A 25,694-nucleotide genomic window follows, 5' to 3' on the forward strand; every position below is an offset into this window, starting at 1 on the left:
GCCAGTCGTGGGTTCGACTGGCCGTGGAACCAACCCGCTTCGTCGCAACCGGGTGCCAGGTGGGCTAACGCTCGCACGGAAAGCCCGGTTCAGGGCGACGATGCAGTTCCAGCTTTCGTGCGCGGCGATCGTCGCGACTCTTGCCGTACCCGCCGCCGCGCAGCAGGCGCAACCCGGCGGATCGATTCCGATCTACGACATCACGCCGCAGGTCGCGCCGACCCCGGTGCCAACTTCGACGCCGATCGCAACCCCGACCCCGCGCGGCACGCCGTCGCCGACTCCGCGCGCGCCCCGGGCTCCGGTCCCGACCGCCACGCCGACCCCGCCCGCGCCACGTCCCCGCGTGACACCTTCGCCAACTTCGAGTCCTGCACCCGTCGCTACCCCAGCGGCCGCCCCGGCACCGCAGGCGACCTATGCCGGCCCGCCGGTGCTGCCGACCCCGGCCGCCTCGCCCACGCCCGACCTGCTCCCGACCCCCGCCGCCCAACCCGCTCCGGCACCGACCGGCGATGCGCTGCCATGGTGGCTGTGGTTCCTCGTCGGGATCGTGGTCGCGACCGGCGTGGCTCTGCTGTTCGCCCGGCGGCGGCGTCGATCGGCGACGGTGGTCGACGATGCCGTGCCGGTTCCGGACCTGCCGCCCGAACCGGTAGCCCCGCCCGCGCCGCCGCGCGCCGCCCCGCCGCCCCCCGCGCCGGTCGTCCCGCCACCCCCCGCAGCGCCCGCGCCGACGCCGGGGCCGTTCCTCGAATTCCAGCTCGCCCCGATCCGGGTCGGAACCGAGAACGAGCGCATCCTGCTCGATTTCGACCTGACGGTCGGCAATCCTGCATCGATGCCGGTGACCGAAGTCAGCGTCGCGACGATGCTGCTGACCGCCCATGCCGGACAGGACGACGCGATCGCTGATTTCTTCGCCAATGACGGCAAGCGCGGGCTCGACCCGTTCGCGCTGGGCGCGGGCGAGCAACGGCATCTGGAGGCGACGATGACCCTGCCGCGCGTGGCGGTGAACATCGTCACCGCGCGGGACCGGCCGTTCTTCGTGCCGATGATCGCGATCGACGCGCGTTATCGCTGGGAGGACGGTCGCGAATCGCGCACCACCGCCGCGTTCATGGTCGGCCCCGCCGCGCCGCAGGGAAAGCTCGCCCCGATCTTCACCGATCGCGGCGACCGCATGACCGATCGGCTGGAAGTGCGGCTCTATGGGCAGGTGCGGCGCACGTAACGCCGCCATCGCCCTTGGCGATAATCGATATACCCGGTAGCGTCCACGCGGGACAGGAAAGAGGGCGGCATGGGGCGGCGGGACCGGATATTGCGATTGACCCTCGGCGTGCTGCGGCTGCTGCTCGCGCTCAATATTCTCTTTGCGATCATCTTCCTGCTGGCGGCCATTGCCAGCCTGCCGTTGCACGACATGCTCGCCGCACAGATGGTCGCCAAATATCCGGCGATCGATGCCGAACGCATGATCGGCGGCATCCGCGCGCTGTTGCTGGTCGGCGTCGTCGCATCGGTGCCGGCCCATGTCATCTTCTCGCGGTTGATCGCCATCCTCCGCACCGTGCTGGCGGGGGAGACGTTCGCGTCGCCCAATGCCCGGCGGGTGCGCGCTGTCGGCTGGGCGTTGCTGGCCATCCAGCTGCTCGACATCCCGTTGTTCGCGATCCTGCCGCGCTTCGATGGCATCGGGGTTGGAGTGGACGGTTCGTCCTTCTCGATCGGGGGCTGGTTGTCGGTGCTGGTCGCATTCGTGCTGGCCCGCGTCTTTGCCGAGGGCGCGGCGCTCCGCGAGGATCTGGAAGGGACGGTCTGATGGCGGTGCTGGTCCGCCTCGACGAAGTGTTGCTCGCCCGCCGCATGACGCTGACCGAACTGGCGCAGGCGGTCGATATCACGCTCGCCAACCTGTCGATCCTGAAGACCGGCAAGGCGCGGGCGATCCGGTTCACCACGCTGGACGCGATCTGCCGGGTGCTCGAATGCCAGCCCGGCGACATTCTGATCCATGCCGAAACGGCTGAGGAACGCGATACCGACGACTGATCAGCAAAAGGGGGAACGATGACGCGTATCATGAAGCGGCTGTTGCTGGGGGCGGCGCTGGCCGCGCTGCCGGTGACCGCGACCGTATCGGCGGCGCAATCGCGCCCCGCCGCCACCGCGCCGGCGAAGCTGGCGATCGACATGCGGTACCTGACGCTGCCCAACGGGTTGAAGGTCGTGTTGTCGCGCGACACGCTGGCCCCGACGGTCACCGTCGGCGTCTATTACGGCATCGGCTTCCGCGTCGAACCGCGCGAACGCACCGGCTTCGCGCATCTGTTCGAACATCTGATGTTCCAGGGGTCGCAGAACGCACCGAAGGGCGTGTTCATCAACACGATCAGCAATGCCGGCGGCGTGCTGAACGGATCGACCCGGTTCGATTTCACCAATTATTTCGAGATCGCGCCGTCGAACGCGCTGGAGCGCATCCTGTGGCTGGAGGCCGATCGCATGGCGCGCCCGGTCATCGACGACACGGTGCTGAAGAACCAGCAGGGCGTCGTCGGCAACGAGGTGAAGGTCAACGTCCTCAACCAGCCCTATGGCAGCTGGCCGTGGATCGACCTGCCGATGCTGGCCAACACCAACTGGTATAACAGCCATAACTTCTACGGCGATCTGAAGGAGATCGAGGCGGCGACCGTCGCCGATGCCAAGCAGTTCCACTCCGCCTTCTATCGCCCGAACAATGCGGTGCTCGTGGTCGCGGGCGACATCGACTATGCCCGGGCCGAGGCGATGGTCCGCAAATATTTCGGTCCCCTGCAAAAGGGCGCGCCGGTGAAGCTGCCCGACCTGGCCGAACCGCGCCAGACCGCGGAAAAGACTCGCAGCCGCGTCGACGCGCTGGCGCCCAAGCCCGGCTGGGCGGCGGGCTATCACATGCCGCCGCGCGGCACGCCCGAATGGTATGCGATGGGGCTGATCGACCAGATGCTGGTGCAGGGCGACGACAGCCGCCTGTCGCGCAAGCTGGTGTCCGAAACCGGCATTACCGGCGATCTGTCAGGCGGGATCAATGCCTCGCTGGGCAACATGTACAACTATAACGGCCCGATGCTGTGGGCGTTCAACTTCACCCATGATCCGCAGTTTGGCGATGCGCAGATCCGGCAGGCGGTGGACGGCGTCATGGAGCAATTGCGGACGACCCCGGTCACGCAGGGCGAACTCGACCGGGCACGGACCAAATTGCGCTCCGATCTGTATTCGTCGGTCGATGGCGGCACGCGCGTCGGGCTGATCGATCTGCTCGCGGTCTATGCGCTGTTCGACAATGATCCGCAGGCGGTGAACCGGATCGAAGCAGGCTTTGCCAAGGTGACCCCCGCGCTGATCCAGAAGACGGCGCAGGAATATCTGCGGCCGACCAACCGTTCGATCTACACCATCGTACCCGGCAGTGCCGCCGCCAAGGGAGGCAAGTGAGATGCGCCGTTCGATCCTTCTCGCCGGCCTTGCGCTGATCGCCGCGCCGCTCGCCGCACAAACCCCGCCGCCGGCACTTCCCGCGCCGCCGATCGGGGCTCCCAAGCCGTTCACCGTGCCCGCCTCGGAAACCTATACCCTGCCCAATGGCATGGGCGTGACGCTGATCCCCTATGGCAACGCGCCGAAGGTCACGATGGTGTTGCAGGTCTATGCCGGCAATCTGGAGGAGGGGCGCGATCCGTGGCTCGCCGATCTGGCCGGCAGCATGATGAAGGAAGGGGCGGGCAGTCGCGATTCTGCGGCGCTCGCCACCGCTGCCGCCGGCATGGGCGGCAATCTGGGCGTGCGTGTGAGCTATACCGGCACGTCGATCAGCATGAGCGGCCTGAGCGAATTCGCACCGCAGGCGGTTGCGCTGATCGGGGACGTCGCCCGTCATCCGACCTTTCCGGCCGGCGAGTTCGATCGCGTCAAGGCGAACAGCGCGCGCTCACTGACGCAGTCGCTGGCGCAGCCGGGGATGCTGGCCGACTATGCGCTGGCCCGTGCGACCTATGGCGACCATCCCTATGGTCGCATCCTGCCGACCCCGGCGCAGCTGAACGGCTACACGCTCGATCAGGTGAAGCGCTTCTATGCCACCAATTTCGGTGCGCAGCGCGCACGGCTGTATGTCGCGGGACGGTTCGATCCGGCGCAGGTGAAGGCCGCCGTGCAGCAGGCATTCGGCGATTGGCAGAAGGGGCCGGCACGTCTGTCGCTGGTGCCGACCGCCGCGGCGGGACCCCGTGTGTTGCTGGTCGACCGGCCGGATGCGCCGCAATCGACGATCCGGCTCGACTGGGCATCGCCGCTGGCCGGAAGCGACGGCGACATTCCGCTGCGCGTCGCCAATGCGCTGCTCGGCGGTAGCTTCTCGTCGCGGATCACCCGCAATATTCGCGAGGACAAGGGCTATACCTATTCGCCCGGATCGGGGATCGCCCAGCGTCCCGGCGACGCCCGCTGGACGTTCGATGCCGATGTTACGACCGCGGTGACCGGCGCGTCGCTGAAGGAAGTGTTCCACGAAATCCGGACGCTGCAATCGACCCCGCCGAGCGCCGAGGAAGCCGGCGGCATGCGCAGCTACAATGCCGGGCTGTTCGTATTGCGCAGTTCGGACAGCGCCTCGCTGATCGGGCAACTTGTGACGCGCGACGCGCTGGGCCTGCCGGCCAACTGGCTCGACCGCTATGTACCGGCGACCATGGCGGTCAGCGACGCGCAGTTCAGCAGCGCGATCCGGCTGAGCCTGCCGCTCGACAAGTTCACGCTGGTCGTGGTCGGCGATCTGGCCAAGGTGAAGCCGCAACTGGGCGCGCTGCCGGAGTTGAAAGGCGTGCCGGTGCAGACGGTGACGGTCCCCTGAACCGGGACGCCGGGGCGGCGCGATCCGCCCCGGCGTTACTCGATGACCACCGGCGGTGGCGGCGGCCCGTCGGCGCTGGCGGCTGCTCCGGGCGGTCGGATCGCGAAGCGGATGCGTTCGATACAGCCGCTGGCACCGGTCGTCGACGGCGCGCGACGCGCGGTGCGGATCACCTGCATCGCTTCCCGACCGAAATCCTCGGCCGGCTCGCTTGCCAGCACCCGCGTGTTGCCGACTTCGCCCCAAGGGGCGACATCGAACTGGACCACCGCCCATCCTTCGATCGAACGGCGGTTCCACGCCGGCGGATAGATCAGCCGTGGTTGCTGGACCCACGGCGCGGTCGGGCAGTGCGGCGTTGGACCGAACGCATCTTCTGGCGGAGCGGGTGGTGCCGCGATCCGGAGCGGGCCACGCCAATAGGGGTACATGCAGCCGGTACGCGCACCGGCGACGAAACGCGATTTCGCGACGGCCTTGCGCGACGCCGCATCCAGTGCGGCATCGCCGGTACCAGCAACGGTTCGCACGCTGATCGGGCGACCCTTTTTGTCGAGGTCGTAGCCGGTCATCGACCATTGCCGCTCGCCCGGCGTGCCGGGAAGCTTGTCGAAATCGGGAAAGGCGCGCAACAGGTCCGCCGGATACGGCCGACGCCGGCAATCTGTATCGGGTGGCGTGATCCGGTCCCAGCCTTCGGGGGGTAACGGGCCACTGCTCGGATCGAGCGAATAGGCCATCAGGTCGGCCCGTTCCGCCGTCGCAAGCGTGGTCAGTTCGATCGTATAGTCGATCGCGCAGTCGTTTCGCGGACTGCCGGACGCGAACTGCGATGCGGCGAAGGCCGGGACAAGATCGCTGCCGAACGGGATGAAATCATTGCTGCCCGCCCGCTTGATCGACAGCGGCCGACCGCTCGCATCGATGCGGAAGCGCAAGGTGGTCACCTTCGACGGTACTTCGCCCCAAGCCAGTTCGGGGCGCGACCGGACCAGTCGTACCGGATCGATGACGGTACCGCCGCATCGGACCGGACCGGGCGTCCAGCGGGCCAGACGTTGCTGGGGCGGCGGGGGTACGACCGACGTGGTGGCCGCCGTCAGGAACAGCGCGAGCGATACGATTGCCATGGCCTGGAGGATGCGGGTGTTTTGTTACCGGCGCAAGGCGCCGCCGGTCTTCGATTGCTGCGCGGGCTCGAGGGTCGGATCTCGCGGGCGTTGCGCAAAAAAAGGGGCGACCCGTCGCCGGATCGCCCCTCTTCTTTGTCGCCAAGCCGGGATGGAAGTGAATTCCATCCCGTCGGTCGGGCCTTGCGGCCCGCCGGCCGGCCTTGCGGGAATGCGGGGCAGCATCGCTGCTCCGTCTCTCCCGCTGCGGCTTACTTGACTTCGACGGTTGCGCCGGCGCCTTCGAGCTGCGCCTTGATCTTGGCGGCTTCGTCCTTGTTGACGCCTTCCTTGACGGCCTTCGGAGCGCCTTCGACCAGCGCCTTGGCTTCGGTCAGGCCGAGACCGGTGATGGCGCGGACTTCCTTGATGACGTTGATCTTCTTGCCACCGTCGCCGGTCAGGATGACGTCGAATTCGGTCTGCTCTTCAGCAGCCGGGGCAGCGGCGCCACCGCCAGCGGCCGGAGCGGCAGCAACGGCAGCAGCGGCCGAAACGCCCCACTTTTCTTCGAGCAGCTTCGAGAGTTCAGCTGCTTCGAGGACGGTCAGTTCGCTCAGCTGGTCGACGATTGCGTTGAGGTCAGCCATGATATTCTCCGTAAATCAGATAGGGGTAAATGGGTCGGAAGCCGCCGATCAGGCCGCGTCCTTCTCCGCATATGCCGACAGGACCCGGGCGATCTGTGCCGCGGGAGCCTGGGTGATGGTCGCCAGCTTCGTTGCCGGGGCAACGATGAGGCCGACGATCTTGGCGCGCAGTTCGTCGAGCGACGGCAGCGAGGCGAGTGCCTTGATACCTTCCGCATCGAGGAGCTGGCCGCCCATCGCGCCACCGACGATCTCGATCTTGTCGTTCGTCTTGGCGAAGTCGTTGATGACCCGTGCCGCGGCAACGGGGTCGGTCGACGTCGCAAGCGCCGTCGGGCCGGTCAGCAGGTCGGCGATCACCGCGTACGGCGTGCCTTCGGCTGCGATCCGGGCAAGACGGTTCTTCGAGACCTTGTAGCTCGCGCCGGCGTCACGCATCTTGTTACGCAGGCCCGTCGACTGTGCGACGGTCATGCCGAGGTTGCGGGTGACGACCACCACGCCGACCTCGTTGAAGGTGCGGTTCAGCTCGGCGACGGCTTCACTCTTCTGAGTGCGATCCATGCCGTTCTCCTTAACTGGGGCGTACTTCCGACAATTCGGAAAACGCCCGCGAACAATCCGCCCGCCGCAGATGCGACAAACGGGGCGACAGTCCGTGAAGGGGCATGGTCGCCATGCGAAGAAACCGGGCAGTCGCGCGGATTTCCCATGGCTGGCCCGGCGTGGCAGGTGCTGCGCCCGGCGAGTTAACGCATTCCCCGCCTCGGCAGGACATTAAGCGGGAAACCCGCACCTGCTGTCTCGGACGGACGTCGGACCTGGACGAATCCAGCCACGACGCTTGCCGGCGCGCTTATGCCGGGTACGTCCGGGAGTCAAGCACGGGAAGGCGCTTGACCTTCGGCGGCGAGGCTTCATTGGTCCTACAAACCGATTGGGGGGCGCATGCCGCGGACGATGCTGGAAATCTGTATCGACAGCGTTGCGGGGTGCGACGCTGCGATATCCGGGGGGGCGGACCGGATCGAGTTGTGCGGTGCGCTGTCGGTGGGCGGGCTGACGCCGTCGCCGGGACTGGCGGCGCTGGTCGTCGCGCGGGCGCGGGCGGCGGGGGTTCGGGTCCATGCGATGGTCCGGCCGCGCGCGGGTGACTTTGCCTATGATGCGGGCGACGTCGCGACGGCGGTCGCCGATGCGCAGGCACTGATCGCCGCCGGGGTCGATGGGTTGGTGTTCGGTGCAGTGCGGGGCGGCGCGATCGACGAAGCGGCCCTGCGCGAATGGGTCGCGGCGGTGCGGGCGGTTCGCGACGATATCGACCTGACGCTGCACCGCGCGGTCGACCTGTTGCCCGATCCGGTGGCGGCGATCGAACCGGCGGTGGCGCATGGCTTTGCCCGCATCCTGACGTCGGGTGGCGCGGTGCGTGCCGTCGATGGGGCGGCGGTGATCGCCGCGATGGTTCGCGCGGCGGCGGGGCGGATCGTGGTGATGCCGGGATCGGGCGTGCGGCCCGACAATGTCGTGGAACTGCTGTCGGTAACGGGTGCGGTGGAGGTTCATGCTTCGGCCGGTGTTGCGGTCCCGCAGGACGATGCGCGCGTCCACGCGCTCGGCTTTGCCGGGCCGGGACTGGCGCGGACCGATGAGAAGATCGTGCGGGCGCTGCGCGCCGCGATCGATGGATAACGGGAGAGATCGAATGACGTTCATGCCGCTGGGCCGGCGCGCCCTGCTGACCGGAACCGCGGGATCGCTGGCGGCGGCGACGCTGCCGGTGCGCGCCATCGCCGCGCCGCGCCCGACCGAGCCGAGCGGACTGCTGCACGGACTTGGCCGCCGCGACGGGCTGTTCGAACGCCTTCCGGTCGAGGACCCGTCGCGGACGCTGCTCGCGCGCGGGTGGTTGTTCCACGAGGGCGATATCACGCCCCCGGCACCGGTCACCCATGACGATACGTACAGCAATGCCAAGGCCGGTAACGCGCGCGGCGCGGCGGCGATGGATTATGACGACAGCGACTGGGCGGCGGTGACGCTGCCGCACGACTGGGCGTCGGCGCAGGGCTTTGTCGAGACCGCGAACGTTGCACAGGGGTATCGCCCGCGCGGGATCGGCTGGTATCGCCGGACGCTGCGGCTCGACCCCGCCGATCGCGGCAAGCGGCTGGAACTGCATTTCGGCGCGATCGCGACCGCGGCGACGATCTGGATCAATGGCAGCATCGTCGCGCGCAACTTCTCGGGCTACAACGCCATCGACATCGATCTGACGCCGTTCGCACGGTTCGGCGACGAACTGAACGTTATCGCGATCCGCGTCGACGCCAACGCGATGGAGGGCTGGTGGTACGAAGGCGCGGGCCTGTACCGCCAAGTCTGGCTGTCGAAGCGCGCGCCGGTATCGATCACGACCGACGGGGTGCATTGCGATCCGCGCCTTGGCAGCGATGGCCGCTGGAGCGTGCCGGTTACCGTCGCGCTAAACAGTATCGCCCGCGAGATGGCGGCGGCGAATGTGCTGGTCGACCTGCTCGACCCCGCCGGCAAGGTCGTCGCCAGCGCACGCGGGCAGGCGCAGTTGCCGCCGCTGGGCGAGGCAGAGGTCGCGCTGTCGCTGCCGGTCGCCGACCCGCAGCTTTGGTCGATCGAGACGCCGACGCTCTATACCGTGCGCGTCATCACCGATGCCCCGGGCGGTGGGGACGAACGCCGCATCGCGATCGGCTTCCGCACGATCCGCTTCGATGCCTCGCAGGGATTTTTCCTGAACGACAAGGCCGTGAAGCTGAAGGGCGTGTGCCTGCATCAGGACCATGCCGGGGTCGGCGTGGCGGTGCCCGATGCGTTGCTGGCGTGGCGGCTGCAGCGGATGAAGGATACCGGCGTCAACGCCATCCGCTGTTCGCACAATGCGCAGGCCGAAGCCTTTTACCAGCTATGCGACCGGATGGGGTTCGTCGTCATGGACGAAAACCGCGTCTTCAATCCTGCGCCCGAGAATATGGCGCAGCTGGAATGGCTGGTCCGCGCGCATCGCAATCATCCCAGCATCATCCTGTGGTCGGTCTTCAACGAGGAACCGATGCAGGGCACCGAAGCGGGCGTCGAGATGGTCCGCCGAATGGCGGCGCAGGTCCATGCGCTGGACGACAGCCGCCCGGTGACGGCGGCGATGAACGGGTCGTTCTATGACCCCAAGAACGTGTCGAGCGTCGTCGATGTCATGGGGTTCAACTATTATCAGGGCGATTACGACAAGTTCCACGCGCTGAACCCCGCAAAGCCAAGCACGTCGTCGGAGGATACCAGCGCGTTCATGACGCGCGGGGCCTATACCACCGACAAGGCCGCGCATGTCCTGTCGTCGATGGACGATGAGGCGGCACCATGGGGCGCGACGCACCGTGATGCGTGGGCGGAGATCGCCAAGCGCCGCTTCATCGCCGGCGGGTTCGTGTGGACCGGGTTCGACTATCATGGCGAGCCGACGCCGTTCACCTGGCCGACCATCGCCAGCTTTTTCGGAATCCTCGACCTGTGCGGCTTTCCCAAGACCGCGTACGACATCCACCGCGCGCACTGGATCGACGATCAGGCGGTGGTCGGCGTCGCTCCCCATTGGACATGGCCGGGCAAGGAGGGGCAGCCGATGCCGCTGCTCGTCACCAGCAATGCCGAACGCGTCCGGCTCGTGCTGAACGGGCGGATGATCGGCGAACAGGCGGTCGACCGGATCATGGGCAACCGCTTCACCGTCGCCTATGCGCCGGGCAGGCTGGAGGCGATCGCGCTGCGAGGCGGGCGCGAAGTGGCGCGGGCGGTGCACGAAACGGCGGGACCGGCGGTCGCGCTGCGGCTGACCCCGGCGCGGCGGCAGATGCTGGGCGACAACGAGGACGTCGTGCCGGTCACGATCGATGCGGTCGATGCGAAAGGACGCCACGTCCCGACCGAGAACCGGACGACCCGCTTCACCATCGACGGCGCGACGCTGATCGGCGTCGGCAACGGCGATCCCAACAGCCATGAAAGCGAAAAGGCACCGCAGCGGTCGCTGTTCAACGGTCTGGCGCAGATGCTGGTGCAGGCGGGCGAGGGGCGCGGGAAGGTGACGATCGTCGCCAGTGCCGACGGGCTGCGTGCCGCCCGGCTGGTGATCGACCGCCTCGCGGCGACCCCGCGGGCGCAGGTGGCAGTGACGCCGCCGGGGGCGTTCATCCTCGGCTGGCGACGCTCCAGATCGTTCGCGACCGCGCCCGATCCGGGAATGACCCCGCCGGTGAACGACAATAACAGCTGGGACTTCACCCGCAGCGGCACGCCCGCCGCACCCGAGGCCGGGCCGTCGTTCCGCCTGTATCGCGCGGCGCTGCCGGTACGGCGACGGGTGGTGGCAGAAGGCGGGACGCTGAGCTTTGCGCAGATCGAGGGGCGGGCGACCGTTTATGTCGATGGACGGCAGGTCGCGGCCAAGACCGATCCCGCCGCCGGCACGCTGGTGGTGCCGGTACCCGCCGGGGCGAAGGGCGTGGCGGTGCTGGTCGCGGCGGTGCCGGGTGCACGGTCGGGGATTACGGGGGCGGTTCGGCTGGCGCCCAAGGGGTGAGTGGCAGGCGGGACTCATCATGACCGGGATAGGCACTCGACGTACGCTCAGCCCCTACTCGGCATGAACGGTGTGCACTGGCCGGTGCCGCTTCCACGTTCGTGGATCGGCCCTAAAATCAATCCCTCCGTTTGCTTCGAGCGGAAGTTAGAGCTTGTCGAAAACCGTAGTCGAGAAGGGGTTGCCCCAAGCGGGGCGTTCTCGACAAACGCTTCTCGACAGGCTCGAAGCTGCTCGAACCGAACGGTGGCGGGGCGTTTTTAGCTCAACGGAACGCCCCGATTTCCGCGACCGCAATGGCCGGTGCCGGCACGGCCGGCTGCGGGAAGGCGAAGCGGAGGTAACGGGCGGCACGCGCCTTCGGGAAGGGCAGGCGCTGCGTCGCGCGGGCGTAGTTGATGTTCGGGAACTCGCCTTCGCCGCCAGACACCCATGTCCTGCTGTCGGTGCTGGTTTCCACGCGGTATTTCATCGGCGGAGCGGCGTTCGGATCGACGTGGCGGGTCGGGGTCAGGGTGAAGCCAGCCAGCGTCTCGCTGCGGCCCATGTCGATGGTCAGGGTCGCTGGCGCGGGGCTGGTCCAGGCGGTGCGGGGGGACGCGTCGAGGATTGCTTCGCCGCCCGGCGCGCTGGCGGCGGTGACCTTCCACCCTGCCCGGTCGACGATGCTCGCGTCGGTAACCTTCAGCGGCGGCAGGTCGACGGGTGCGACCGAGCGGAACAGTGCGAATTCGCGGATCGCCGGACCGGCGTCGGCGGCGACGGTGCGGAAGCGGACGCGGCGGGGTGAAATCGGCGCGGGCAGGCGGACGAGGCGCTGGGGGCCGACCATGTCCTTTTCGGCGACGGTGGTCCATCGGTCGCCGCCGTCCGACACGTCGATCGCGAAGCGGGTGACGCGCAGACCCAGCGGCAGCCATTCCTGCAAGCGGACCGTGTCGAAGCTGCGGCCGGGCGGCAGGTCGAGGATAATGCTGGCATTTTTGGCTTCCGGCGGGGCGAGCCAGAAGGTGTCGGGGCGGCCGTCATTGACGTTGCGGGCGGAATTGCCCGACAGGTCGGCGCTGGCGGTGGCGACCGCGCCGTCGGCCTGGTTGTTGGCGAAGGTTGCACGTAGCGCGTTGCCGAAGGCGGTCAGGCTGGCGACGTCGCGGTCGTGGATGCGGCCCCGGCGATCGGGGGGCAGGTTCAGGTGGAAGGTCGTACCGTGACCGACCGAGTTATCGTACATCTCCATGATTTTGCTAGATAATTTTACCTGCGCATCCTCATCGGCATGGTAGAACCAGCCCGGCCGGATCGACACGTTGGTCTCCGCCGGCCACCACAATTCGGCCCCGCGCACGCCGGTATTGCCCTTGGCCTGATCGTACGGCTCGTTCGGCATGGTCGGCCAGCACGGGTCGGCGGCGTGGCCGTCTTCGTTGCCGACCCAGCGGATATCGGCCCCGAGCGGGTCGAAGGTGCAGGCGTCCGGTTGCAGGTCGTGGACCAGCTTTACGATCGACGGCCAGTTATAATATTGAACCGCATCGATTTTCCGTGTCTCGCGCGCGCCACCATAATAGCCGTCGCCGCCATTCGCACCGTCGAACCACACCTCGAACAGGTTGCCGTAGCGGGTGCAGAGTTCGGTCAATTGGGCGCGATAATAGGTGATGTAGCTGGGCGTGCCGTAATCGGCGCGGTTGCGGTCCCATGGGGACAGGTACACGCCGAAGTTGATCCCGCCGCGCCGACATGCCGCCGCCAGTTCGCCGACGATGTCGCCCTTGCCCTGTTTATAGGGCGAATTGCGGATGCAATGTTCGGTCAACATCGTCGGCCACAGGCAGAAGCCGTCATGATGCTTGGCGGTCAGGATCAGCCCGGTGAGTTCGCCGGCCTTGGCCGCCGCCACGATCTGATCGGGGTCGAAATCGGTCGGGTCGAACAGCTTGGGGTCTTCGTCGCCATAGCCCCATTCCTTGTCGGTGAAGGTGTTGATCGAGAAATGGATGAAGCCGTACTGGCGGCGATCATGCCATTTGAGCTGGCGGGGCGAGGGGGTGGCCCCCCATGGCGCGGGCAAGGCGGATCCGGCGGCGACAGGCGAACTGCCGGTGCGCGGGGTGCAGGCGGCGGCACCGGCGATCAGGCTGCTGCCCATCAGGCTGCGGCGGGAAAACTTCATTGCTCTGCTCCGGGGGCTTTGGGTTCGGGAGATAGGGGTTCGGGAATCAGCCATGTCTGCGCGATCTGATGACCACGCCCGCCGCCGCCGATGCCGGCTGGGCGGTGCCATTCGAGGGTCAGCGCGCTATCGGCGGTAAGGGTTTGCGGGATCGGGGTTTCGATCGTTTCGCGATCGCCCTTGCGCGCGCGGAAACCGTGGAGTTCGACGCCGTCGCCGGTCAGGCGCATCGGCAGGGCATAGTCCTCGCCCGCCCAGCGCGCGATCAGGCGGTAGCGGCGACCCCGCTCCAGCCCGGTATACGACAGGCGGACGGGGGTTTCGTACAGCCCCTCGGCATAGCTCAGGTCCGCCATGCGCCAGCCCTGATCGGGGATATGGTCGGCGACGCCGTCGATCGCGCTGGCCAGCGATTGCGGATCGGCGTCGAAGCCCGGCCCACGCACCAGATGCGGTTCGGCGGTCGGGTCGCCGAGATCGTCGTAGAGCGCCATGTCGCGGCTGCGCCACGGATCGCCGATCGCATAGAGGCGGGCGGCGGCGTCCGGCCGGGTCAGTGCCTCGGTCATCGCCGCTTCGACGGACGTGCGGTCGTTGAGCTGAATATCGGCGCGATCGAGATTGGCGCCGCGTTCCCAGTTGGAGGCACCGTGGCGCGGGACCGACAACTGCATCCGCGCGCGCCGCCACAGCCGGTCGGCGATGGCGGTCAGGTCGGCCCGCAGCGGGGCGATTATCGCCGGTTCGGGGCGGGCATAGGCGAAGCGCGCGGCGACGACGGCCGGTTCGGCCCCGGTGGCGGGTGCCTGACGCAGCGTCCAGAGCGCCTCGCCCTGTGCGGCTTTCGCCGCGATCAGGCGGTGGCGGACGAGCGCGTCATAGGTGGCGCGGTAGCGATAGAGGTCGATGCGCCAGTCAGCCCATCGGGCGGGTTTCAGGTCGGCGACCAGCCGGGCGGTGGCATCGATCCCGGCATTGGCCGACGGGTCGCCGCGCCAATTGCCCTCCAACGCCTGCGGAACGGCGGCGAACGCTATGTCGCCGACGAACATCCGGGCATAATCGGCGGCAATCTCGGCGGCGGGGGTCGCCGGGTTCCAGCCGAGGCGGAACCATTGGGTCACGTTCCAGTCGTCATTGATCCCCTCGCTATAGGTCACGAAGCCGCGCGTTTGCGGGGCGAGATAGGCGAAGATTTGCGCGGTGGCGGCGGGGCGGGGGTTCACCGGCTCGCGGCCTTGCGTCAGTGCGAAGGCGGGGTGCCAGTCGGGGATCGGGAATTGCGCGTGCATGGTGTGCGCGGTGTCGGGATAGGTTTCTACGGGCAAGCGCCCGGCGATCCGCGCGCGGTGCGTGGCGAGGCTGTCGCGGGTCTGCGGGCCGACGAAGATCGCGGTCAGCCAGCGCGGGTGCTTTGCCAGTTGCGCGTGAAAGGCGTCGAGGCCGGCGGCGTCGAACCCTTGCGTCGACAGGAGGATTTCGGCGTTCGCGAACCGCCGGCGCAGCGCGGTGGCGATGCGCTGTGCGACGGGGAACAGCCGGTCTGGTGCGGTATGACCGGGATCGCCGCCGGGGATGTAGAGTGCGTCGAGCGCGGGCAGTCTGGCGGCGAGCGTCGCGAAGTCGGCCACCTCGGCATCGGCGCTGCCGGATTTTTCGTAATCGCGCAGCAGCGGGTAGAAGAGCGCTACGTCAAGGCCGAGGCGGTGGGTGGCGGCGGCGACCGCGATGAGCGTTTCGGTGGCGGGAAGCGGGGAGAGCGGCGAGGTGGCGGCATCGTCCGACACCGGCGCGACGAACTGGATACGGTTGCCCCCGAGTAATGCGAAATCCTCGATCCGGCGGGTGAGCATGGGCAGTCCCCAAGCGTCATAGCTGTTGTTCTTGGCGCGGTAGCCGATCTGGGTGCCGCGGATCGCCATCGCCGGGGCTTCGGCGACATGTGGCGGGGCGGTGAGGGTCAGATCGTCGAGATGGCGGAGCAGCCAGCCGGCAGCGAACAGGCGGCCGCGGGTGGTGGCGGCGCAAATGGTGATCGTGCGCGGGGTGGTGGTGATGGCGAAGGCTTCGGGGGCGAGTTTTGCCGACACGAACCGGATCGCTACGGGCACCGCACATCCGTATTCCCGCGCAGGCGGGGATCCAGTGTCACGAACGCAATCGTTCGGTCTGCTTGGCTCTGGCCCCCCGTCTGCGCGGGGGTACGGTGCCGGTTGGAGCGTAGCCAGATTCGCCACGCCGTCATTCCGGCGAAGGCCGGAATCCATTGTGTCGGGGGCTGTCGCTTCCTGCGCGACCGTCTCGTCGTCCATGGATCCCGGCTTTCGCCAGGATGACGAAGGGCAGGATGCTCCCCGCTCCGTCAACCGCTCGCGCAGGACCTGCGCCGCCGGATCGGTGCCGACGACGCACGCGGCGTTCAGCGGTACGACGACCGGCGCGGCGGTGGCGAGGAGCGTGGCGAGGATCACCGGGTGCCCGGCCGATCCTCACGGCGCTGCCCGAACGCCTTGTTCGGGGTCGCCGACATCTCGAACACCAGTCGCCCGCCCTTCACCAGATCGGCATGCGCGATCCAGCTTTTGGTCCATGGCCGGCCGTTCCATGTGACGGTGCGGACATAGGGGCGGTCGGGCGCATTGCCGCGCGCCTCGACGATCAGTCGCTTGCCGCCACCGACCCGTACCGTCGCGCGATCGAACAGCGGACTGCCGAGCACATAGGTCGCGCTGACCGGATCGACCGGGTAGAAGCCGAGCGCGGAGAGCAGATACCATGCGCTCATCTGGCCGCAGTCGTCGTTGCCGATGATGCCGTCGGGGCGGTCATGGTACATGTCGGTCAGCAGGCGGCGGACCATCGCCTGCGTCTTATACGGCGCGCCGCACCACGCGTACATGTACGCCACGTGGTGGCTGGGTTCGTTGCCGTGCGCATATTGCCCGACCAGCCCGGAGATGTCGGGCGGGGCGTCGGCCGGGAGTTCGGACGAGGCGTTGAACAGCCCGTCCAGCTTTGCCTCGAACGCGGCATCGCCGCCCATCGCCGCGATCAGGCCGGGGATGTCGTGCTGGTTGAGGAAGGTCGCCTGCCAGCCATTGCTCTCGGTGAAATCACGCCATTTCTTCGAATGGCCCAGCGCATTGGGGGCATAGGGTTCGGCCCAGCTGCCATCGGCCAGCCGCCCGCGCGCAAAGCCGATCCGGGCATCGAACACATTGCGCCAGTTGCCCGACCGCTTGCGCAACCGCGCCGCCCCGGCGGCGTCGCCCGCCGCATCGGCGATGAACGCGCCGGCATAGTCGTCGTAGGAAAACTCCAGCGTCTTCGACACGCTTTCGAAGATGCGGTCGGCGGGCGCATAGCCGAGTTCGTCATAGGCGCGTACGCCGATGCTGTTGTCGAGATTGGGCGTCGACCAGTCGAACGAGCGTTTCTTCACCCCGCCCCATGCGGCGGCATAGTCGGCGGCGACGCCCTTCGCGCGGGCTTCGGCGAGAACAGGGACCGCGTGCCAGCCGATCATCGTGCCGGTCTCGACGCCCTGTAGCGGCCAGACGGGTGGGCCGAACGGGCTTTGCTGCGTCTGGCGGATCAGGTCGCGGGTGAACGCCTCTGTCAGCTTCGGGCGGATCAATGTCTGAAGCGGGTGGAAGGCGCGATAGGTGTCCCAGAGCGAATAGGCGCTGTACGCCGCTTCGCCGCGCGGCACGGTATGCGTCTGGCGGTCGAGGCCGATATAGCGGCCGTCGGTGTCGGAGAACAGCGTCGGACCGATCGAGGCGTGGTAGAGCGCCGAGGCGGCGACGGTGCGTTGCTGCGCGGTGCCGCCCTCGAACCGGATCAGGTCGAGTTCGCGCGCCCATGCGGCGCGGGCCGACCGGGCGTAGCGGTCGAAGTCCCAGTGCTTGGCTTCGGCGGTCAGATTGGCCTTTGCGCCCGCAAGATCGACCGCGGAGATGCCGGTGCGCAGGACGATTGGCGCGGCACCGGCGTCGTCATAATGGAGCACGGCCTTCAGCCGTTTGCCGGTGACGCTTTTGTCGCCGCCGGGCGTGTCGTCGTCGCCGAAGAATTCGATGCGGTCGGGCCGGCGCGACAGCTGCATCGCAAAGAAGATGCGGCGGCCCTTCGCCCAGCGGAACACGCGGCGGGTGCCGGTGATGCTGCCATCGGGTTCGAGGGTCAGCGCGGCTTCGTCGATATAGGGCGACTGGTTAGGCCCCTCCATCACCAGATGCGACAGGTCGATCAGGATATGGCCGGGGCCGGCGGGAAAGCGGTGGCGCTGAATGCCGGTGCGGTCGGTGACGGTCAGTTCGGACCGGACCCCGCTTTCGAGGGTGACGGCGTAATAGCCGGGCTCGGCGACTTCCTGCGAATAACGCTGGCGGTAGCCCTTGTCGGGATCGTCGAGCGGGCCGCCGTCGAGTTGGACGGGGCCACGCGTCGGGACCACCAGCACGTCGAGCATGTCTCCGATGCCGGTGCCCGACAAATGGGTGTGGCTGAAGCCGAGGATCGAGCTGTCGCCCTTGTGATAGCCCGAACAGGTCGCCCAGCGCGCGGTGTCGGTGTCGGGCGACAGCTGCACCATCCCGAACGGCATGGTCGCGCCGGGAAAGGTATGGCCGTCGCCGCCGGTGCCGATGAACAGGTCGGGGCGGGCGGGCGCGGTGCCGGCGGCACCGACGGGCAGGGCATCGACCAGCGCCAGCGCGGCGGTGCCGCCGAGCAGGGCGCGGCGGGAAAGCGTCGTCATTTCGGCAACTCCTGCGTGCCGGTGATGGTGAAGGCGACTTCCTGTCCGGAGGTGCTGCCCGGCTGGCCGCCGCCGAGGAACAGGCGATAGTCGCCCGGCCGTACCGCGCGGGTGCCGTCGAGCGACACGGTGCTGAGCAGGCGCGGGTCGAGGGTGAAGGTCACGGTCTTGCCCTGTCCGGGCTTCAGCGCGACGCGCTGGAAGGCGACGAGGCTGTGGCGCAGCACCGGGTCGTTCCATGCGCCGACCCTGTTGAGCGCGGCAGGGGCGATCAGATAGGCTTGCGCGACCTCTTCACCGGCGCGTTTGCCGGTGTTGGTGATGCGGGCGGTGACGGTCAGCGGCTGGCCGGCGGTCAGGGTCGCCGGGGCCTTTGCTTGCGTATAGGCGTAGCTGGTGTAGCTCAGCCCGTGGCCGAAGCCCCAGAGCGGCGTCCCCTCGAAATAGCGATAGGTCCGGCCCTTCATATTGTAGTCGACGAAGGCGGGCAGGTCGCTGGTCTTGGCGTAGAAGGTCACCGGCAGCCGGCCCGACGGGTTGGTCGTGCCGTCGAGGACGTCGGCGATCGCGGTGCCGCCGACCTCGCCCGGATACCAGCCGGCGACGATCGCGTCGGCATGTTGCTTGGCCCATTCCATCGCCACCGCGCTGCCCGACAGCAGGACGACGATCAGTGGCTTGCCCGATGCCTTGACCGCTTCGAGCAATTGTTGCTGCGCTTGCGGAAGCGCGATGTCGGTACGATCGCCGCCCGAGAAGCCGGCGACTTCGAGGCGCAGCGCCTCGCCCTCGACCGCAGGAGACAGACCGACGAACGCGACCACCGCATCGGCGGATCGGGCAGCGGCGACGGCTTGCGCCCGCTGCGGATCGGCAGGCGCGATCCAGGTCAGCCGGATGCTGTCGTCGGTGCTGGCGTGGGTCAGGTCGAGACGGAAAGGTTTCGGGCTGGCGTCGGCGAAGTCGAGGACCGCCTCCATCCGTTCGGACTTGCTGTCGTTCGCCGCGCCCTCGATGGCGGCGGTGCCCGTGGCGCTCAGCACGTCCCTGCCATCGACCCACAGCCTGACCGCGTCACGGCCCGAACATTTGTCCCAGCAGCGGTTGATGTCGATGCGCAGCGTGTAGCGGCCCGGACCCGGCGGGGTGAGCATCCCCGACCAGCGCACGCCGTAGCGGTTTACCGGCAGGTTCGCGGCGGGGCTGGTTCGCCGCCAGTTGAAATCGATGGTGCGGTCGGTGCGGGTCAGCACCGGCGCGCCGGTCATCGCCGGGTCGGCGAAGTATTCCGCCTTCAGCCCCGCACCGAAGGCGGTCCGGGACACTGGCAGGGGCACGCCCCCGGCCAGGGTCGACCCCTGCGCATAGGTGACGGCGAAGCGGTCGGTCAGGCCGTCGAGCGGCGTGACCGGGTTTGCCGAGGTGCCGTTGTAATTGGCCTCCAGCACGTCGAGGCTGTCGGCGTTGGGACCGACCACCGCGATCCGGGCACCGCGCTTCAGCGGCAGGATGCCGTTGTTCTGGAGCAGGACCAGCGACTTGCGCGCCGCCTCCAGCGCAAGGGCACGATTGGCGGGGGTGTGGAGCGCGCTGGCCGGGATCGCGTCCCAGCGGCTCTTGCTGCCGAAGGCGTCGCCCAAGCGCTTGCGCACTTCGAAGGTACGCTCCAGCGCACGGTCGACCACCGCTTGCGTGGTCAGGCCGCGTTCGAGCGCCCTGGGCAGCGCGGCATAGGCCGAGCCGCAATTGACATCCATGCCGGCATTGATCGCGGCGGCGGAGCCGGCGGCGTTGTCGAGCGCGTAGCGTTGATAATGGGCGATATTGCCGATCGCGTCGCAGTCCGACACCACCAGCCCGTTCCAGCCCCAGTCGCGGCGCAGCCGTTCGTTGAACAGCCAGCCGGCGGCGCACACCGGCACGCCGTGAATGCCGTTATAGGCGCACATCACCGATTGCGCCTTCCCCTCGGTCAGCACGCGGCGGAACGCGGGGAGGTAGGTCGCTTCCATGTCATAGGGTGCGGTCTGGACACTGAAGGCGTCGCGGCCCGCCTCCGGCCCGCTATGCGCGACCAGATGCTTGGGCGTGGCGATGACGCGGGGTTGCAGCGGGTCCGGCCCTTGCAGGCCGCGCACATAGCCGACGGCCATCGCGCCGGTCAGCACCGGGTCTTCGCCATAGGTTTCCATGCCGCGGCCCCAGCGCGGATCGCGGAAGATGTTGATGTTGGGCGACCAGAGGGTCAGCCCCTCGTACCGCCGCCGGTTCTTGCCCGAGAGCGCATTGTATTTGGCACGCGCCTCGGTCGAGACGACGGTGCCGATCCGCTCCATCAGCGGCGCGTCCCATGTCGCCGCAAGCCCGATCGCCTGTGGGAACACGGTGGCGACGCCGTTGCGGGCGAGGCCGTGCAGCGCCTCGTTCCAATAATCATAGGCCGGCAGGACATCGCCCTGTGCCGGGGCGGTGCTTTGCAGCTGCGCCGCCTTTTCTGCCGGGGTCATCGCGGCGATGGTCGCGGCGATCTGCGGATCGGGCCGAAGATCGGACTGACCGGCCCCGGCGAGGAGCGCGAGAAGGATGCTCATTTGGCGGCTCCCAGCGTTTGCAGGCGCAGCGCCTTTTTCAGCGCGCCGGCCGATGCCTTGCCCTCGATCGTCACCGTCACGCTTTCGCCGGGCAACAGGTCGAGGAAATTGTCCGACGCCTGCACGTCGAGCGTCCCGAAGCCGATCCACAGCGCGCGGGCGAGGCGCCTAGCGGTGACGGTCAGCGTCGGCTTGCCATCGACCATCGACCAACGGGTCGTTAGGCCCGGATCGGGCAGGTCCATCGCCTTTTCCGGCAGCGCCGACACCAAAGCGCGCGAGGTCGGCTGACCATCGACCAGCAGTTCGAACACCGCGAAGCTGCGCTTGGGATCGGCACCCTTGAACAGGTCGGCGTCGGTCAGCGTGGCGATTTTCGTCGACGACAGCGCCGGCAGTTGCACCGCGCGTTCGAACTGGTTGGCGACGCGGCCATCGACATCGATCGTCCGCACCCGCCAGCGCGCGGTGACCGGCCGGGTCGCGTCGGAGATCAGCGCGACCTCGGTCGGGCCATCGGCCTTGCGCGCCGCCGAGATGGCGAGCGGGGCGAAGAACCGGCGGGCGGCGAAGTGCAGCGCCTTCCACCGGCCATAATAATCGATGCTCGACCATGACGCGCCGGGCCACACGTCGTTCAACTGCCAATAGAGCGTGCCGCTGGTCACCGGGCGGCAGGCGCGGTGGTGGAGCGCGCCCAGCTGGATGCCGTCGGCCTGCATCACCTGACTGAGATAGACGAAGTCGGCGAAGTCGCGCGGCTCGCGGTACCGCATCCGGATATAGTCGAGCAGGCGGCCTTGGCCTTCGCCCTTCAGGAATTTCTGATGCGCCTTCATCACCGGCGCTTCGATCCCGTAGTCGGCGGGTTTGGCGAACTTCGCGATGGTCGCCATGTCGGGCATCGCCTGCAGCCCATATTCGGACATGAAGCGCGGGCAGCTGTCGAGGTACGCGGTGGCGGGCTTCTTGCCGCCCCACACGTCCCAATAATGGCGGTCGCCATTGCCGTCCTGATCAGGCTTGCCCTCGTAATTGGCGCTTGGGCTGCCGGGCCAGTACGGCACGTCGAAGTCGCGGCGTTCGGCGGCATCGCGCAGGACGCGGTCGAACAGGATCGCCATGCCGACGCCGACGCGTTCCTGTTCGTCGGCCCCGACGCGCTTCTTGAAGGCGGTGCGGTCGCTCCAGCCCTCCCAGCCCGACAGCACTTCGTTATTGCCCGACCACAACACGATCGAGGGGTGCGCCTGTACCCGGTCGACCTGTTCCTCGGCCTCGATCTTCACGCTCTCGCGATACTCGGGGTCATAAGGGGTGATCGCGCCGCCGAACATGAAGTCGGACCAGATCATCAGCCCCAGCCGGTCGGCGGTGTCGAAGAAGCTGTCGGGCAGGTACATGCCGCCGCCCCAGATGCGCAGCATGTTCATGTTCGCCGCCTGTGCGTCACCCATGATCTTGCGCATATAGGCGTCGGTGACGCGCGGGCCGAAGCTGTCGAACGGAATCAGGTTCGCGCCCTTGGCAAAGACGGGCACACCATTGATCCTGAACAGGAAGCCGCGACCGATCGCGTCCTTCTCCCGCACCAGTTCGACGGTGCGGATGCCGGTCGAGCGTTGCTGGCTGTCGACCAGTTCGCCGTCGAGCCGGGTTTCGGTGGCGACGGTGTAGAGCGGCTGCGCGCCATAGCCGGCGGGATACCACAGCTTCGGGTTGGCGATGGCAACGGGTACGCTGACCCGGTTCTCACCCGCCGTGACCGCGACGGTGCGGGTTGCGCGGACCTTGCTGCCGTCGGGCGCGGTGACGATCGCGTCGACCTGCACGGTCGCGTCGCGATCGGCGATCAGGGTCACGTCGGCGGACAGGCGCGCCTCGGCCGGGGTCACCGCCTCCTGCTGGACGCGCAAGGTATCGATGCGGACATCGTCCCACGCATCGACCTGTACTGCGCCATTGGGGCCGACGTTGATGATGCGGGGACCCCAGTCCCAGCCATAATGGTATTTGGGCTTGCGAATATAGGGCGAGGTCTGCCGCGCCTCGGGCTCGTCGCCCGCGGTCGAATCATATTCGCCGGGCAGGGGGTTCTCGATCTTCGCGACCATCGGTTTCAGCACGCCGAGCGGCGATTTGAAGGCGATGCGGATTTCGTTCGCGCCGGCCTTGAGCAGCGGCTTGGCATCGGCGCGCCAGCGGCGATGGGCATTGTCGGCGGCGAGCAGCTTGGTGCCGTTGACGAACACCTCGGCAAAGGTGTCGAGTCCGTCGAAGACCAGATCGACATGGTCGCGCGCGAGCAGCGCCCGCGTCGCGTTCAGGCGTCCGCGATAGTCCCAGTCGCTGCGCCCGACCCACTGGATCGTCGCCTCGTTCAGCCGGAGGAAGGGATCGGGCGTGATCTTCGCCGCGATCAGATCGGTCTGGACGTATCCCGGCACCCTGGCGGGCAGCCAGCGCGCGGCCTTCGGGTGCGCCTTCGCCGCCGGATCACCGGGGGCGAGGCGGACCTCCCAGCCCTTGTCGAGCGTCACCGTCTGGCGTGGGGCCGCCCCCAATGCGGCGGGGGCGGCGGCAAGCAACAGGAACAGGGCTGGCTTCACTTGGACTCTTCCAGTTGCAGCGTGTCGACGGTGTAGAAGGGGTGCGACAGCGGCGAGGTGAATTGCAGGCACACATCCGCATCGCCCGCCTGTTTCGGGAAGCGGCCGGTGAAGTCGAAGCGGTTGGGTGCGGTGTCGGGGTCGGGGAGCGGGAAGGTGGCGGCCACGGTACCGGCGCAGCCGCCGACGCGCATCACCAGTTCGCCATATTGCGTGACCGAATAATGCAGGCGGACCTTGCCCTCGTCATGCGCGAGGCCATAGTTGCGCGGCAGGCGCGCGACGGTGACCTTGAACGCCTGTGCGACGTCGAGCGGCATTTTCAGCGCCTGGGTACAGGTGTCGAACAGGTTGACGTTATAGGCCGGCGCATCGCCGCTCTGGCCCGAGACCAGCGGCACGCGGAGGCCCAGCGCCCCCTTGGGACACGCCACCATGTCGTTGCCGCCGGTCGCGCGCAGCAGCGCCGGACGGGTCGCGTCGAAGCGGCGCGGCACGGCGAGCGCATGACCGTCCTTCGCGAACGCCGTGGCCGTGACGACCTGACCCGGCTTCACCGCGATCGGCGCGGCATAGGCGCGCGAGCGGGCGGTCGGCTGGCTGCCGTCCACGGTGTAGCGGATCGTGCCGGCACCGGTCTGCGTGGCCATCGTCAGCTTGGGCAGCTTCTGCCGCAGCACATCGCCGTTCGTGCCGGACAGCGTGTAACCGACCGCGAAGGCCGCATCGGCGGCGGCGATCCCCTGCCGCTGATAGCGCAGCATCTGCGGCTGGAGGCGTTCGACGAACCCCTTGAAGTCGCGCTTGTCGCGCGGGCTCCACGTGAATTCGGCGATCGCCGACAGGCGCGGGAAGGTGGCGTGTTCCTTCTGCTTCGCCGTCGCCAGATATTCGGACCACGCATTGCCCTGCGCGCCCAGCACGTGCGCGGCGGCCTCCGCCGTCACGCCGGGGCGGACCGGTTCATAGCCATAGACCATCTCCAGCGTCTGCAGCCCGATGCGGCCGGGCGGTTCGTCGCCGGCGGTCGACTGGATATTGTCGAGATACAAATTGGGGGCGGGCGACATGACGACGTCATGCCCCTTGTTCGCCGCCTCGACCGCGCCCGCCTCGCCGCGCCACGACATGACGGCGGCGCTGGTCGGGACGTCGCCTTCGAGGATTTCGTCCCAGCCGATCAGTCGGCGGTTCTTGGACGCCAGATATTTGCCGAGTTCGGAGATCATCCAGCCCTGCATCTGGTTCTCGGTCTTGAGGCCCAGCGCCTGCATCTGCGCCTGCACTTCCGGCGATCGCTGCCACTGGTCCTTCACCGCCTCGTCGCCGCCGACATGGATGAACTGGCCGGGGAAGATGTCGAGCAGTTCGTCGAGGACGTTCTTGATGAAGGTCATGCTGCGCGGGGAGGGCGAGAACAGCCACGGATTGACGCCCCAGTCATGGCCGACCGGCGGGCGGTCGCCGAGCACGCCGACCTCTTCCGGATAGGCGGCGACCGCTGCCTGTGCATGGCCGGGCATGTCGATTTCGGGGACGATGGTGATGCCGCGTTCCGCCGCATAGGCGACCAGCTTGCGCAGTTCGTCCTGCGTGTAGAATCCGCCGACCTTCGGACCCGGAGCGCCGCCGGCGACGGGGGGCAAGCGGAACGCGCCGATCTCGGTCAGCTTCGGATAGCGCTTGATCTCGACCCGCCATCCCTGATCGTCCGACAGGTGCATGTGCAGCGTGTTGAGCTTTTGCGCGGCCATGGTGTCGACGATCGGGTAGAGCGTGTCGATCGGCTGGAACGACCGCGTCACGTCGACCATCAGCCCGCGCCAGCGAAAGCGTGGGCTATCGTCGATGCTGGTCGCGGCCACCCGGACCGGCTTGCCGAACGCGGTATCGGGACTGAGCAACTGGGCGACCGTCATCGCGCCCCAGATCAGGCCCCGGTCGCCGCTGGCGGTAATGGTGATGCCCTTTGGCGTGACGGTCAGGCGATAGGCTTCGTCACCGGTGATCGCCGCATCGCGGACGAAGCGGATCTTGCCGGTGGCAGCGGTCGTCAGCGTCAGTCCGCGATCGACCTTCACCCGATCGGTCAGCAGCCGTGCGGCGGTGGCGGCACCGGTATCGCCGGCCGGTACGGCGATGCCCGCGCCATCGGCAATGGTGATCGTGCCCTTGGCCGGGGCGATCCGCGCGGGCAGGGGCAGGAGCGGGGCGGTCTGCGCATGGACCGGAGCGATGGTCGCGGTGGTCGCGGCAAGCGCCGCCCAGATCAAATGCTTCACGCT

General features: G+C 68.0%; 16 protein-coding genes. 7 read left to right on the top strand and 9 right to left on the bottom strand.

Translation table 11 applies throughout. The annotated features are described in order from the left end of the window. Positions 1–100 precede the first annotated feature (100 nt). The 5 genes from ASE90_RS15160 to ASE90_RS15180 all read left to right on the top strand — a co-directional run bounded on the left by ASE90_RS15160 (position 101) and on the right by ASE90_RS15180 (position 4,903). Positions 101–1,237 carry a hypothetical protein gene (locus ASE90_RS15160; protein ID WP_156361612.1) on the top strand — a complete coding sequence of 379 codons (1,137 nt, stop codon included), beginning with the start codon at positions 101–103 and terminating at the stop codon, positions 1,235–1,237. A gap of 69 nt (positions 1,238–1,306) precedes the next feature. Continuing rightward, positions 1,307–1,828 carry a DUF2975 domain-containing protein gene (locus tag ASE90_RS15165; RefSeq protein ID WP_082449860.1) on the top strand — a complete coding sequence of 174 codons (522 nt, stop codon included), beginning with the start codon at positions 1,307–1,309 and terminating at the stop codon, positions 1,826–1,828. Beyond that, entirely contained in the window at positions 1,828–2,058 is a 231-nt protein-coding gene (locus ASE90_RS15170; protein ID WP_056002603.1) for a helix-turn-helix domain-containing protein, read from the top strand. The genes ASE90_RS15165 and ASE90_RS15170 overlap by 1 nt, the downstream gene beginning before the upstream one ends. 18 nt (positions 2,059–2,076) lie before the next feature. Beyond that, positions 2,077–3,489 (top strand): M16 family metallopeptidase, encoded by a 1,413-nt coding sequence (locus ASE90_RS15175; protein ID WP_200910921.1) that lies wholly within the window; start codon positions 2,077–2,079, stop codon positions 3,487–3,489. Position 3,490: 1 nt separating this feature from the next. Continuing rightward, entirely contained in the window at positions 3,491–4,903 is a 1,413-nt protein-coding gene (locus ASE90_RS15180; protein WP_056002606.1) for a M16 family metallopeptidase, read from the top strand. A gap of 35 nt (positions 4,904–4,938) precedes the next feature. Here ASE90_RS15180 and ASE90_RS15185 read toward each other — a convergent pair whose 3' ends face one another. The 3 genes from ASE90_RS15185 to rplJ form a co-directional block, all read right to left on the bottom strand. Next, positions 4,939–6,033, bottom strand: coding sequence for an energy transducer TonB (locus ASE90_RS15185; protein ID WP_056002609.1), 1,095 nt, complete (start codon positions 6,031–6,033; stop codon positions 4,939–4,941). A gap of 251 nt (positions 6,034–6,284) precedes the next feature. Next, positions 6,285–6,662: a 50S ribosomal protein L7/L12 gene (gene rplL / locus ASE90_RS15190; RefSeq protein WP_056002613.1), complete on the bottom strand. Its 378-nt coding sequence runs from the start codon at positions 6,660–6,662 to the stop codon at positions 6,285–6,287. A gap of 48 nt (positions 6,663–6,710) precedes the next feature. Beyond that, on the bottom strand, positions 6,711–7,226 hold the full coding sequence (gene rplJ / locus ASE90_RS15195) for a 50S ribosomal protein L10 (protein ID WP_055761025.1): 516 nt from the start codon (positions 7,224–7,226) through the stop codon (positions 6,711–6,713). Positions 7,227–7,610: 384 nt separating this feature from the next. Here rplJ and ASE90_RS15200 point away from each other — a divergent pair, with 384 nt between their 5' ends. Both ASE90_RS15200 and galA read left to right on the top strand, forming a co-directional pair. Further along, the gene (locus ASE90_RS15200) at positions 7,611–8,354 is read left to right on the top strand and encodes a copper homeostasis protein CutC (protein WP_056002616.1); all 744 of its coding nucleotides are present in this window, start codon (positions 7,611–7,613) and stop codon (positions 8,352–8,354) included. Positions 8,355–8,376: 22 nt separating this feature from the next. Continuing rightward, a complete protein-coding gene (gene galA / locus ASE90_RS15205) occupies positions 8,377–11,274 on the top strand; it encodes a beta-galactosidase GalA (protein ID WP_156361623.1) in 2,898 nt (965 codons plus the stop codon). 265 nt (positions 11,275–11,539) lie between these two features. Here the strand turns inward: galA and ASE90_RS15210 are convergent, their stop codons facing one another. The 6 genes from ASE90_RS15210 to ASE90_RS15235 all read right to left on the bottom strand — a co-directional run bounded on the left by ASE90_RS15210 (position 11,540) and on the right by ASE90_RS15235 (position 25,691). Next, entirely contained in the window at positions 11,540–13,447 is a 1,908-nt protein-coding gene (locus ASE90_RS15210; RefSeq protein ID WP_056002619.1) for an alpha-L-fucosidase, read from the bottom strand. Next, positions 13,444–15,558 (bottom strand): hypothetical protein, encoded by a 2,115-nt coding sequence (locus tag ASE90_RS15215; RefSeq protein WP_056002622.1) that lies wholly within the window; start codon positions 15,556–15,558, stop codon positions 13,444–13,446. Before ASE90_RS15215 ends, ASE90_RS15210 begins: the two co-directional genes overlap by 4 nt. 356 nt (positions 15,559–15,914) lie before the next feature. Continuing rightward, a complete protein-coding gene (locus ASE90_RS15220; RefSeq protein WP_056002624.1) occupies positions 15,915–18,209 on the bottom strand; it encodes a GH92 family glycosyl hydrolase in 2,295 nt (764 codons plus the stop codon). Continuing rightward, positions 18,206–20,800 (bottom strand): glycoside hydrolase family 3 C-terminal domain-containing protein, encoded by a 2,595-nt coding sequence (locus ASE90_RS15225; protein ID WP_056002626.1) that lies wholly within the window; start codon positions 20,798–20,800, stop codon positions 18,206–18,208. The genes ASE90_RS15220 and ASE90_RS15225 overlap by 4 nt, the downstream gene beginning before the upstream one ends. Then, positions 20,797–23,409: a beta-mannosidase gene (locus ASE90_RS15230; protein ID WP_056002628.1), complete on the bottom strand. Its 2,613-nt coding sequence runs from the start codon at positions 23,407–23,409 to the stop codon at positions 20,797–20,799. Before ASE90_RS15230 ends, ASE90_RS15225 begins: the two co-directional genes overlap by 4 nt. Then, a complete protein-coding gene (locus ASE90_RS15235) occupies positions 23,406–25,691 on the bottom strand; it encodes a beta-N-acetylhexosaminidase (RefSeq protein ID WP_235531854.1) in 2,286 nt (761 codons plus the stop codon). Before ASE90_RS15235 ends, ASE90_RS15230 begins: the two co-directional genes overlap by 4 nt. Positions 25,692–25,694 lie beyond the last annotated feature (3 nt).

It is taken from the genome of Sphingomonas sp. Leaf67 (assembly GCF_001421965.1).
Taxonomy (GTDB): Bacteria; Pseudomonadota; Alphaproteobacteria; order Sphingomonadales; family Sphingomonadaceae; genus Sphingomonas.